The 12,762-nt window shown below is 70.5% G+C and carries 7 protein-coding genes; 3 read left to right on the top strand and 4 right to left on the bottom strand.

Going from position 1 to position 12,762, the window contains the following annotated elements:
- Positions 1-234: 234 nt before the first annotated feature.
- A complete protein-coding gene (locus ACWCSU_RS51595) occupies positions 235-5,319 on the top strand; it encodes a fibronectin type III domain-containing protein (RefSeq protein WP_449944767.1) in 5,085 nt (1,694 codons plus the stop codon).
- A gap of 152 nt (positions 5,320-5,471) precedes the next feature.
- Here the strand turns inward: ACWCSU_RS51595 and ACWCSU_RS51590 are convergent, their stop codons facing one another.
- Positions 5,472-6,392 (bottom strand): NmrA/HSCARG family protein, encoded by a 921-nt coding sequence (locus tag ACWCSU_RS51590; RefSeq protein WP_449944764.1) that lies wholly within the window; start codon positions 6,390-6,392, stop codon positions 5,472-5,474.
- 84 nt (positions 6,393-6,476) lie between these two features.
- On the opposite strand from ACWCSU_RS51590, the gene ACWCSU_RS51585 reads away from it, so the two are divergent.
- Positions 6,477-7,082, top strand: a complete 606-nt coding sequence (locus tag ACWCSU_RS51585; protein WP_449944761.1) for a TetR/AcrR family transcriptional regulator — start codon at positions 6,477-6,479, stop codon at positions 7,080-7,082.
- Between the two features lie 37 nt (positions 7,083-7,119).
- On the opposite strand, the gene ACWCSU_RS51580 is transcribed toward ACWCSU_RS51585, so the two are convergent.
- From ACWCSU_RS51580 to ACWCSU_RS51570, 3 genes are read right to left on the bottom strand one after another with little or no spacing between them, the layout of a single operon-like run.
- Complete coding sequence (locus ACWCSU_RS51580; protein WP_449944758.1) at positions 7,120-7,797, bottom strand: DUF6461 domain-containing protein; 678 nt, start codon at positions 7,795-7,797, stop codon at positions 7,120-7,122.
- Positions 7,798-7,838: 41 nt separating this feature from the next.
- Positions 7,839-8,390 (bottom strand): EF-hand domain-containing protein, encoded by a 552-nt coding sequence (locus ACWCSU_RS51575; RefSeq protein ID WP_449944756.1) that lies wholly within the window; start codon positions 8,388-8,390, stop codon positions 7,839-7,841.
- A gap of 48 nt (positions 8,391-8,438) precedes the next feature.
- Positions 8,439-10,751, bottom strand: coding sequence for a molybdopterin-dependent oxidoreductase (locus ACWCSU_RS51570; protein ID WP_449944753.1), 2,313 nt, complete (start codon positions 10,749-10,751; stop codon positions 8,439-8,441).
- 215 nt (positions 10,752-10,966) lie between these two features.
- Between ACWCSU_RS51570 and ACWCSU_RS51565 the strand changes: the two genes are divergently transcribed.
- Positions 10,967-12,523 carry an OmpA family protein gene (locus tag ACWCSU_RS51565; protein WP_449944750.1) on the top strand — a complete coding sequence of 519 codons (1,557 nt, stop codon included), beginning with the start codon at positions 10,967-10,969 and terminating at the stop codon, positions 12,521-12,523.
- Positions 12,524-12,762 lie beyond the last annotated feature (239 nt).

Raw genomic sequence — 12,762 nt, 5'->3', positions numbered from 1 at the left:
AGCCCGTTTGTTGTTGGGGGAAGGTGAAAAAATCAACTGCCCACCGCCTTTACAATGTAGATTTTTAACGGGGCGGGTCAACCTCCGGGGTGCTGTCGCCGGTTCATGGGCCGGCGGAGGCTACCGCGGGAAGTGGACGACAGTTCGTACCTGGGGTTGACGACCGCGGCTCCCCCGCCCGTCTAGCATCCGGCTCTGGTGATCGCGTTCACGCCTCTCGGAGGGACACGTGTGATGGGCCGGTGGCTGGTACGAATCGTCCTGGCGGTGCTGCTGACCGTCGCGCCGCTCACGGGTCTCACGGGGCCCGCCGCCCAGGCGGCGGCCGGCGGATCAGTGGCGGGAGCGGCCGCGGCGGCTGATCCGCCCGGTCCGGGCAGGTATTTCGGGACGCGGGTGCGCGTGGCGAGCAACGTGGCCATCGCCGCCGGCGCCACCCTCACCGTGACCGTCGCCGGGGTCGGCGGCGTGCCTGCGAGCGGCGTGTCCGCGGTCGCGCTCAACGTGGCAGCCAAGGGCGCGACGGCCCTCGGCGCGGTGCACGTCTTCCCCGCCGACCTGGCCGCCGACCCGAACGCCACCGGCGCGCGCTACCGTTCGGGCGTCTGGGAGGACGAGCTCCTCATCGTCAAGACCAGCCCGGACGGCAAGCTCAAGCTCAGGAACACCGGCGCGGGAGCCGTCAACGTCTACGCCGACGTGCACGGCTACTTCCTGGCCCAGGCGGGCACGGCCGGAGCCGGATACGTCCCGGTCGACACCGCCCGCGTCATCGCCAACCAGAGCGTCGCGGCCAACGCCACCGCGTCCTTCCCGGTGACGGGCCTGGGCGGGATCCCGGCCGGGGCCGCGTACGTGGCCTTCAACCTGGTGATCAAGAGCACCGGCAGCGGCAAGACGATCGTCTACCCGTCGGGCACCACGGCACCGACCGGGTCGAACATGGACTACCGGCCGTCGGCGTTCATGTCCAACCTCGTCATCGTCGCCCCCGGCGCGGACGGCAAGATCACGATCAGCAACCAGGGCGCGGCGGCCCTCACGGTGTACGCCGACGTGACCGGCTACTTCGCCGCGGGCACGGGCGCGGCGATGCTGCCGCTGACCCCCGCGCGCCTGGCCAATTCGGTCAGCGTGGCCGCCGGGGCGACCTACACCGTGACCCCGGTCGGCGCCGCCGGCATCCCGGCCGCCGGGGTGAGCGGCGTCGCCGCCCAGGTCACCGCCAAAAGCACGGTGGCCGGGCTGCTGCGGATCCACCCCTCCGGTCAGAGCTCGGTGCCCGGTGGCGGTTCGGTGGCCTTCCAGGCCAGCGACGAGTGGGCCGACGCCGTGCCCGTCCGGCTCGGCCAGGACGGCAAGTTCGTGGTGAAGAACACCGGCACGGCCGCGATCACCCTGTCGGTGGACGTGTTCGGCTACTTCCTGACCAGGCCCCAGGCGCCGGTCACGGTCACCGCCACGCCCGGTGACGGCTCGGCCGCCGTCGCCTGGAAACAGCCGGCGGGCGGCGCGGCGGTGACGTCGTACACGGTGACCGCCCTGCCCGGCGGGGCGACCGCGACGGTCGCGGGCGGCCAGCTCAAGGCCACGGTGACGGGCCTGGACAACGACACCGAGTACGCCTTCCGCGTCACGGCGACCGGCGCGGCGGGCGCGGGCCCCGACTCGGCCTCGTCGGCGCCCGTGACGCCGCACGTCCCGAACGAACCGGGGCGGCCGTTCGTCTCCGCGGCCCGGCCGCGCGACGGCGCGGCACTGGTCACCTGGACGCCGCCGGACAGCGGCGCCGAGACCGTCACGAAATACCTGGTCGAGACCGAACCCGGAGGCGCCGTCACCGAAGTCCCGGGCGACGCGAACGAGACGATCGTCACCGGGCTCACCAACGGCACGGCCTACACCTTCACCGTCTCGGCCGTGAACGCCGCCGGCACCGGCCGGCCGTCGTGGCCCTCGACCGCGGTGACGCCCGCGCCGGCCGAGCCGCCGTTCGCGCCGCCGAACCTCACCGCCGTCCCGCGCGCCGGGCAGATCGTCGTGAGCTGGGCCGCGCCTCCCGACGGCGGATCCCCGATCACCGGCTACACGGTGACGGCCGATCCGGGCGGCGCGGCCGTCGAGGCCGGGGCCGACGCGACCACGGCCACGCTGAGCGGCCTGACCAACGGCACGGCGTACACGGTGTCCGTCGTGGCCCGCAACAAGGCGGGCGCGGGCGAGCCGGGCAAGGCCGACCCGGTCACGCCCGCCGCGACCGTGCCGCCGGCGGCCCCGGCCGGCGTGCGGGCGGGCGTCACGGCGGACGGGGCGGTGACGGTCGAGTGGGACGCGCCGGCCGACCCCGGCAGCGCCGCGATCACCGGCTACAAGGTCACCGCCGCGCCGGGCGGCGCGACCGCCACGGTGACGGCCACCACGGCCGTGATCAGCGGGCTCGCCACGACGACCCCGTACACCTTCACCGTGGTGGCGACCAGCGCGGCGGGCACCGGGCCCGCAAGCCCGGCGACCGAGCCGGTCACGCCGAAGCTCACGGTGCGCTCGCAGCCGGTCGCGTTGTCGGCGGCGGCGATCGCCGCGATGACCGGCCTGCACGCCGACGGCACGCTCACCTTCGAGAACCCGCCCGCCCAGGTCACGGCCCTGCAGCCGGGCACCCTGGTGACGCTGCCGCCGTCGGCGTCGGCGCCCAACGGGCTGCTCGGCCGGGTGCTGCGGACGTACTGGCGCGACGGGCTGTTCGTGGTCATGACGAAGGACGCGTCGCTGGCCGAGGCGTACGACGCGGCCGACTTCGCGATGGAGGGCGGCATCGACGGCGGCGCCTCCTTCGTCCCGTCGATGGCGGGCGTGAAGGCGAGGGCGGCGGGCGGCCCGTCGGTGGGCTGGCGCAAGGATCGGCTGGTCCTGGAGCTGGGCTTCAGCTACGACGCGGGCGGCCACAATGTCTCAAAGGTGGAGGGATGGGTGGAGCTGTACCCGCGCTACAAACTGTCCGGCTCCACCGGTGACGTCAAGTTCACCCAAACCCTGAAGATCGCCTCCGAGCTGCGGGTCAAGCAGGGCATCAGCAAGGACGTCCTGGACAAGAGGTTCGTCCTCGGCCACGCCAACGGCCCCTGCAAGATCATCAAGATCGGGTACGTCATCGTGCCCGTCTGCCTGCGCTTCGAGGCCGCCATCACGATCAAGAGCACGATCTCGGTCGGGCTCACCTACTCCGTCCACTACGAGAAGGTCTTCGGCGTCACCTGCAAGTCCTCCCGCTCGGCCGCCTCGTGCGACCCCGTCAACACCGGCACCGGGCTGAGCTGGGCGAAGGACGTCGGCGTCTACGAAGACCTCGAAGCCACCATCGCCTTCCCCTTCGACGTGCAGTTCCTGTTCTTCCGGCTGACCGGGCCCGCCGTGGTCATCACCCCGTACGTGCAGCTCAAGGCCGACACGACGCAGGACCCCTGCTGGGAGATCCGCGGCGGAGCCGCGCTCGGCATCGCCTACAGCGTCACGCCGCTCAACAAGGATCTCGTGCGCTACAGCAACGACACGCTCCTCCCGCTGTTCTGGTGGACCATCGCGATGGGCGGGCCGTTCCGGGGGTTCACCGTCAACCCGTCGATGGCGCGCGCCGCCCCCAACCAGAACGTCTCCTTCTCCCTGTCCCCCGCCCCGGGCTCGACGGTGCAGTGGAGTGTGCCCGAAGGGCCGGGCAGCGTCGACTCCTCCGGCACCTACGTCTCCGCCCAGGAGGGCGAGGCCGTCGTCGACGCCTACGCGCCGCCCCAAGGCTCCGACCCGCCGCGCCGGGGCAGGGCGGCCGTCATCGTCGGAACCCGGTACGGCACGCCCAGCACCCCCACGCTGAACGGCTGGACCCACCCCGGGGTCAAGGACATCTCGGTGAGCTGGCAGCCGCCCGCCAACCCCGGCGGCAGCCCGATCACCGACTACGTCATCACCGCCACCCCGACCGACAAGGCGACCCCCTTCCTCAACGCCCTGTTCACCAGGACGGTCTACGCCCCCGGCGACGCCACCCACCAGCTCATCCAGGACCTCGTCCCGGGCACCCCGTACGTCGTCACCGTGGCCGCGCGCAACAGCTCGGCCGGGATCGGCCCGTTCGCCCAGCCCATGACGGTGACGCCGGTCGACCTGGTCTTCGGGCCGCCCTCGCGCGGCGGCTACGACCTGGCCGTGGCCAGCTACACCTCCCCCGACCGGCCCGGCGTGCTGTTCCGGGGGCTGCCCGACACCACCGGTGACGCCGGCAGGCTCGGCGGCACCGCCTCCGGCGACCTGCGCTACGTCTTCTTCGTCACCCAGGCCCGCAGCAACCTCGCCCCCGCCGAGGTGCGCAAACCGGCCGACTACTCCCTCTACCACTTACGCAAGGACACCAGAACCGGCCAGATCGACGTCGTCTCACGCGGCCTCGACGGTCGTACGCCGATCGCGGGCTCGTGGGCCGGCAACTACCGCGTCAGCAACGACGGCAACGTCATCGCCTTCGCCTACGCCGAGGGCAAGGTGCTGGTGCACAACATCAGCGCGGGAACCACCTGGGCCGCTGACGACGGCGCGCGGCTCGTGGACGTCAGCGACGACGGCCGGACCGTCCTGTACTACAAGTCCATCCCGGGCCACGCCTTCGAGTACAACCTGTGGCGGCAGGTCCAGGGCGCGGCGCCGGTGCAACTCGACGCGGGCTGCACCACCGGCGCCGACGCCGAGGTGTGCGTGTCCCACTTCGGCAGCATGTCGGGCGACGGGAACAAGGTCGTCTTCGACACCTGGGACTCCGAGCACTGGTACCGCTCGTGGCTGTCCGTCGGAGGGGGAACGCCGACGCAGCTGTTCCCCGCCGACGGCGTCGTGCTCGACCCCGTCATCTCCCGCGACGGCAGCACCCTGGCCGTGGAGTACACGCCCATCCCCAGCGGCCAGGAGGGCCTGGCGGTCGTGCCGATCACCGCCGCGCACGTCACGACGGCCAATATCGTGGTCCCGCACGACTCCACGAAGCAGCTCTCCGGCAACTCCCTCGCCCTCAGCCCGAACGGGAAGTGGCTCGCCTTCCAGTGGTTCGACGGCGCGGGCGTGCCCTCCTCGCTGCGCGTCGCGAACGTCGGCCAGAAGGACGTCTACTCGGCGGCCCAGACAGCGCAGAGCACCCCCAAGACCGCCATGGTCACGGACGGCGGCGTGCTCGTCTACACCCTCGGCGAGCTCAGCCTGTCCTTCGGCATCCCCGGCGTGTACGCCGAATGGGTCGTCCCGTCCATCCTCCGCTGGCCTCCGGGCATCTACCCCTGACCGGCACCCCGGAGGGGCCTCAGGACGTTCCCGAGGCCCCTCCCCCACGCAACACGCCCAGGACGGCGCACCGCCCGGATCAGGTGCGGGGGGATGTTCACGAGTTCCGGGCGCAGCGAGCCGCCGCACCGGTTCCCGGCGGATCGGACGGGTCAGCCTTCGAGGAGTGTGGCGATGGCTTCGGCGCCGCCTTGGTCCAGCCAGCTCGGGAAGTCCAGCAGGTCCGGGTGGCGGTGGCGCAGGGCGGGGATGTCGGCGCGCCATAGTCCGCGTTGGGCGGTGAAGGCCCGAGTGGCGTCCTTGCTCAGGTTCAGCTCCTCGCCGTCGACCTGCTGGTAGGTGATCTGGCGCCCGAGATGCCGGCTGATCAGGCGCACGGTGGCCTCGGGGGTCACTTCGTCGCCCGCCAGCTCCAGGGCCTGGCCGAGATAGGCGGTGGGGTCGGCGAAGGCGAGGGCGGCAAAGGCGCCGATGTCGCTCACGGCGACGAGTTGCACGGGCACATCGGGGGCGAACAGGTGGCGCAGGACTCCGTCGGCGGAGATGCCGCCCAGCGCAAGCCCGGGGATGGTGTGGTTCTCCATGAAGCGCACCGGTCGCAGGATGGTGGCCGGCAGTCCGAGGGCGGCGATGTGCTGCTCGATGGCCCACTTGCTCTCCCAGTAGGAGATGCCGGTGCCTCGCTCGGCACCGCCGACGGAGGCAAAGACCAGGTGGGCGACGCCGGCCGCAGCCGCACTCTCCGCCAGGTGACGGCCGCGCCGGATCTCGCGTTCGCTGTCCGGGTCGTCGGGGGTGACGGCGAAGACGCCGTAGGCGTCGGCCATGGCCGCCTTGAGACTGCCGGGATCGTCCAGGTCACCCATCAGCAGCTCGGCGCCCGCTGCGGCCAGTTCGCGGGCGGCCGTGGCGCCGGGATCCCGGACCAGCACGCGGACCGGCCAGCCGTCGGCCAGCAGGCGTGCGGCGGTGGCTCCGCCCTGTCGGCCTGTGGCGCCGGCGACCAGGACAGGCTTGCCGGCCCTGCTCGCGGCGGTGGTGGAGGAGAGCGGATGCTCCACGGGTGTGGTCATGTGAGGGACCTCCGGAAACGGTAAAGTTGAGACTGTCCCGAGAAAATATCGAGACAGTCTCAACTTTGCAAGCGAGGGGTACTCATGAACGCCGACACACCGCCACCCCGCCGTCGCATGCGGGCCGACGCACACCGCAACTACGAGCGGCTGCTGACCGAGGCGGCGGCCGCGTTCGCCGAGCACGGCGCGGACTTCTCCCTGGAGGCGATCGCGCGCCGGGCCGGGGTGGCCAACGGCACGCTCTACGGCCACTTCCCCACCCGCCGGGCCCTGCTGGAGGCGCTGATGGGCGATCGGATGCGGGCCCTGGCCGCGACCGGCGCCGAACTGCTCACCGCGCGCTTCCCCTTCGACGGCCTGGCCACCTGGGCCCGGGCGGCAATGGTGCACACGACGATCTACCGAGGGCTCGGCGCCACGCTCATGCAGGCCGTCGAGGATGAAACCTCCGAACTGCACGCGGCGTGCACAGCGGTGCTCGCCGCCGGAGAGGAGTTGCTGGCCCGGGCGCGGACGGCCGGTGAAGTACGGCCGGATGTCACCGCCCCGGACCTGTACGCGCTGGTCAACGCGGCGGCATGGGCGGGCGAGCAGAGCTCCCCACCCCAGGGAGAGCGGCTGCTGACCTTCGGACTGGAGGGATTCCGGGCCGACAGGCCCCAGGGGACGACGACTCGCGACAGTTGAACAGGCGAGAGACCAGTCTGCCGAAGGGGATGCCGTGTCAGGGTGTCTCGCGCTCCAGGTCTTCCTGCGGCAGGTCGGCGACCGTGCCCACCAGGAGCGGTCCGTTCAGCAGGTCGGCGGTGAACGTCACACCGGTGAGCCGGGCCGCCATCGCGAACATGCGCCCGAGGCCGTGTTCGGACAGGTCGTCGTACCGCTGCTCCCACTCCTCGTCCGAGCACTCTTCCAGGGGCAGGCCGAACTCGCGCATGAGGCCGGCGAGCCGGTTCGGGTCGGCACCGGAGCGATGCTCGGGAGCGATCGGGTCGAAAGCGGTGATGACGATGCCGTCAGCGGCGTATCGGAAGTCGTCGCAGGCGTAGTCATGTCGCAGAACGGACACCACCTCGGTACCGGCCGACAGCCGCGACAGCGTACGGTCGTCCGTCCCCGACCAGCCGTACGGCTCCACCACCGCGCACCCGTCGCCGCTCGCGACCACTCCGACGTAACCACCTCCCTCACCGCCACCGGTCACCATCGTGAAGTCGGAGACCGCGTCATCCAGCTCGGCGAAGCTCATCTCCGTGCTGGTGCGGGCGCCGAACCGGCGTAGCACCTCGGCCGGGTCGAGCCCGCGCAGCAAGGTCACGCAGCAGATCTCGCCGAGCAGGTCGCCCTCATCGCCGTACGGCGGCCGCAGCCACCGGAACGGCGTCAGCTCATCGATCGTCATGTCGCGATCTTGGCAGGCCCCACCGACATGGTCGGGCCCACTCAGCCGGTGACCCTGCCGAACAGGTGGTTGGCGGGAGCGTCCGGGTCGTCGCCGTAGAAGAACTCCGTGACCGCCTGATGGAACTCGGCGCGGTCCAGCACACCCGAGCCGTCCTGGTCCAGAGCGGCGAAGACCGCGGCGCAGTCGTCACGGGGAACGCCGCCGACCGAGTCGAACATCTCCTGGAACTCCGCCTGGTCGATCTTGCCGTCTCCGTTGAGGTCGGCGAGGTCGAAGAAGCAGTCGGTCACCGGCTCGATCTGTGCCGGGTACAGGGCGGGGTCGGTCAGGACCCGGCTGAACCCTTCGGTCATCTCCCCCAGGTCGACCTTCCCGTCACCGTCGTGGTCCATCGGGGCGATCACGTTCGCCCAGAAGCCGTCCATCCTCTCGGTGAGCAGGCGGGCGGTCTCGGAGTCCGACGCGGCGCCGCGGGCGGCGATGTAACGCTCGCTCATCAGTCGGACGTCCCGCTGGGTGATGAACCCGTCGCCGTCGACGTCGGCGCCCCTGAACCACTGGCCGTACTTGAGGTTTTGAAGTGCAGTCACGATTACGCAAAGTATTCCCTTGGTTACGTGAACGCAAGGGCAAGATGTCTACCCATCGAAGTGTGGTGGGGTGAAGGCGAGCACATCGGGATGAGGGCCGTCGTAGAGCTCGACGTCGACCAGCGCGCTGAGAGCGCTCGGTCCTTGGGACAGGCTTGAGCACGGCCGATCCGCCGTGAGCACATTGGGGTTGCCGTGGCGGTCCAATGTGCCGCTCAGGCCCGGCTGCACCGGATCCCACCACGCTCCGGTGGACAGTTGCACGACGCCTGGCATGACGTCGTCCGACAGTATCGCGCCCGCCAGACAGCTACCTCGGTCGTTGTGGACGCGTACGATCATGCCGGTCTCGATGCCGCGCGCCGCGGCATCCGACGGATTGATCGTCACGGGCTCACGGCCATGGATCTTTGAACTGAGGCTGTGGCCACCGTTGTCGTACTGGCTGTGCAGGCGCGAGGCGGGCTGATTCGAGATCAGATGCAGCGGGAATCGGCCCGACAGATCGGCGCCGAGCCACTCCGCCGGTTCGAACCACATCGGATGCCCGGCACAGTCGTCGTAGCCGAATGAGTCGATCTCCTCGGAGAAGATCTCGATCCGGCCCGACGGCGTCGGCAGGGGGAAACGCTGCGGATCTGCGCGGAGCGCCTCGAAGCTGCCGGGAAACGGTCCGGTCAACGCCGGCAGCTCGGCGGTGGAGCTGCGCCAGAAGTCGTCAAAGCCCGGCAAGGCGGCATCGTCGCCGAGTTCGGCCCTCGTCTGCTCGTACAGGTGCCGGACCCATTCGATCTCGGAGCGCGACTGCGTGAACTCCTGCTCGTATCCGAGACGGGAGGCCAAGGCGGTGAAGATGTGGTGGTCGGTGCGTGACTCCCCCGCCGGCTCGCGGACCTTGGGCATCGCGACGAGGTGGGGGTCGGAGAATCCGGCGGCGAAGTCGTCGCGCTCCAAGCTGGTGGCGACAGGCAGGACGATGTCCGCGAACTTGGCCGTGGTGTTCCACCAGGCTTCGTGAACCACCACCGTGTCAGGGGTCTGCCAGGCCCGGGCCAGCCGATGGAGATCCTGGTGGTGGTGGAACGGGTTCCCCCCGCACCAGTAGATCAGGCGAAGCTCCGGCAACGTGAGACGCCGGCCGTCGTAGCCGATGGTCCTACCCGGATGCAGCAGCGTGTCGGCGATCCTCGCGACAGGGATGAAGTCCGGGACGGGGTTGGACACTCCAGGTAACTTCGCCACCGAGGGGCGGCCTCTGGCGACACCTGTCGCGTCCATCGTCGCGTAACCCGCTCCCCAGCCACAGCCAGGCCGACCCATCGACCCGGTCATGGCGGCCAGCACGACAGACATCCACATCGGCTGTTCGCCGTGGTCCGCCCGCTGCACCGCGTAGTTGACCATGATGAGGGAACGTCGCTCGGTCAGGCGGCGAGCGAGGTCGACGATCGTCTCGGGACTGATGCCCGTGATCCTCGCTGCCCAGGCGGCATCCTTGGGGACGCCATCGAGATCACCGGCCACGTAGGAGGCGAAGCGGTCGAACCCGACGCAGCATCGGCGCAGGAAGTCCTCATCGTGCCACCCGTTGACCAGCATCGTGTGGGCGATGCCGAGCATCGCGGCGGTGTCGGTGTTGGGGACGACGGGCAGCCACTCGGCGTCGAGGAAGCCGGCGACGTCGCTGCGGATGGGGCTGACGTTCACGAACCGCACCCCGGCCGCATGGCACCGTCGCTGCAGGTTCAGCGTCTGGTGCCTGGCCAGCCCACCGGGGTTGATCTGGCTGTTCTTGAGGGCCAGCCCGCCGAACGCCACCACGAGCTCACAGTTGTCGGCTATCTCGTCCCACATCGGCATCCGCGACTGGTAGCTCCACGGATGCCCGCCGATCACATGGGGAAGGATCACCTCCAACGCCGCGGTGCTGTAGGTGTTGCGGGAGTCAGTGAACCCCCCGCCCAGCGCCAGGAACCGCTGGAGCTGACTCTGCGCGTTGTGGAACACGCCCGCGCTCGCCCAGCCGTAGGACCCGCCGAACACCGCGCTGTCCCCGTGTTGTGAACGCACTCGACGGAGTTCGTCGCTCACCAGCGTGATCGCGTCGTCCCAGCTCACCTCTACGAAGGCGTCCGTGCCTCTGGCCGCGTCGTGGATGCGCGGCTCGCCGTCGAGCCAGCCCTTGCGCACCGCGGGGCGCAGCACGCGAGCGCCGTCGTCGGCGGCCGTCACCATTCCGGGGCCGATGGGTGACGGCACGGGGTCGTCGCCCCTCGGCTCAATGCGTACCAACCGCCCTGAGTCGACCACCGCGATGAAACTACCCCAGTGTGTCGCAACCGACATGCGTCGTTCCACCATGCATCAACTCCATCCCTGAAGTTCACCCTGCTTATGACCAGCGGTTGCTTACGTCGCAGGGGCCTCCACTCCAGTCGACGGCCCGCAGGACGGAGATTTCCCCTATGCTCCGCCGCTCAATCCCGTCAGTGCGCACCGGCTCATTCGGCGCCCTCTGCCCGTCCACGATCTCCTTGACTGACCACTTTTGATTCGGTCATGGCACAATGCCCGCCATGCGTATCCGGATCATGGCCCTGACCGCCGTCGCCCTAACGGCCGCCGGATGTGGTCAGCTACCCCCCGCGCCCTCGGCGAGCGAGACCACCGCGCCGCCTCCCGCGCCTTCGACCAGCGCTCCTCCGCCCTCCGCGAGCGGGGACGCGACGTCCGGCGGCGGGGACACCCGGCCCGCGCTGGCCACCGTCCAGGGCACCGTCAAGTCGAACTACAAGGCCGAACTCGTCGGGCTCAACCGCGTCGGCGGCAAACACCTGGTCGTGCAGCTGCGCCTGTCCACCAGCACCGACAAGCCGCTGCACTGGCAGGCGCCGCTCGCCGACCCGATGCGGCCGCTCAAGTGGCGCTGGCCCTCCGGCATCGCGGTGCTCGACGCCCCGGCCCACCGATGGCTCATGCCGTACAAACCCGCCGACGGCGAATGCCTGTGCAGCGACACCGACCGCGACGACCTCAAAGCGATCATCGACCCCGGCGAGTCGCTGACGGTCTACGCCGTGCTGCCCGCGCCATCCGGCAACCCCGCGACCACGACGATCGTCACACCGATCGGCCCGCCGATGGTCGACGTCCCGATCAGCGACGACCCGCCCGTGCCGCCACCCGGCCGGCAACTGCCCGACGCCGACGCCTCCCAGGTCGAGACCGTCAGCCACCTCATCGAGACGCCGTCGCAGTCGCTCGACCGTACCGAGGAGACGACCGACGACGGCGCCGACCTCAAGGTCAGCCTCTCCTCCGACGTGCTGTTCGCGCTGAACAAGGCGACGCTCACGCCGCGCGCCCGCACGGTGCTGGCCAAGACGGCCAAGCTCATCGACACGTCCGCGGACACGACGATCGAGGTCGACGGCCACGCCGACTCCTCCGGCACCAACGCCATCAACGAACCGCTGTCCCGCCGCCGCGCGGAGGCGGTGCGCCAGGCCCTCATGCCGCTGATCACGCGCGACCAGGTGACGTTCAGGGCCCACGGATACGGCTCCCGCCGCCCGCTGTACAGCAACAGCTCCGACGAGGGACGGCGCCGCAACCGCCGGGTGACGATCACGTTCGCCAAGCCCGCACCGGCTGAAGCGCCGGCCGCCGGCACCACCACGTCCCCGCTGCCTGAGGGCGAAGGGACGAAGGCGACGGTGCGCGCGAAGGGGGTGCCGTTCGACCTGCAGGTGACGGCCTTCCGCCGGATGCCCGGAGACCTGGGCCTGCTGCGCTACTCGATCACCAACCGGGGTGACGGCAAGGCGTGGTACCACGACCTCAACTGGGCCGACGACTGGAACGCCTTCAGGTACCACGCGGCGACGAACATCCAGGTGACCGACCCCGCCGCGCGCCGCCTGTACCGCCCGGCCCGCGTGATCGTGGCCAAGGGGGAGGAACCGGGCACGTACTGCGCGTGCACGAACACCTCCGGGGTGGCATTGTCGGCGATGAACTTCGAGCCCGGCGAGACGAAGGAGTTCTGGTCGCTGTACGCCCTGCCCGCCCAGGCTGACGCGCTGACCGTCAAGGTGGCCACCTGGCGCGCCCTGCAGGTGCCCCTGTCCTGAGCCCGCGCCTCGTTGCAGGCTCCGGCCCTCGGGTCCCTGTGGGCCACAGCTGACTCAAACCGCGAAACCGGCCCATGCCGGATACTCGACAACCCGCAGAAACGTCGCATCCGGGGGGCTACTCCGTCGGTTGCCGGGCGTCATCTGCTGCGCGGGCGAAGGCGCGGATGAGTGGCGTCTCGCTCGCCGTACGCCAGGCGAAGGCCCACCGGCACGGCGGGGCGTCACGGATCGGGACG

The organism is Nonomuraea sp. NPDC001699 (assembly GCF_053596455.1).
The sequence above is the reverse complement of the archived record's forward strand: the minus strand, read 5'-3'. Positions and strand labels throughout refer to the sequence as shown.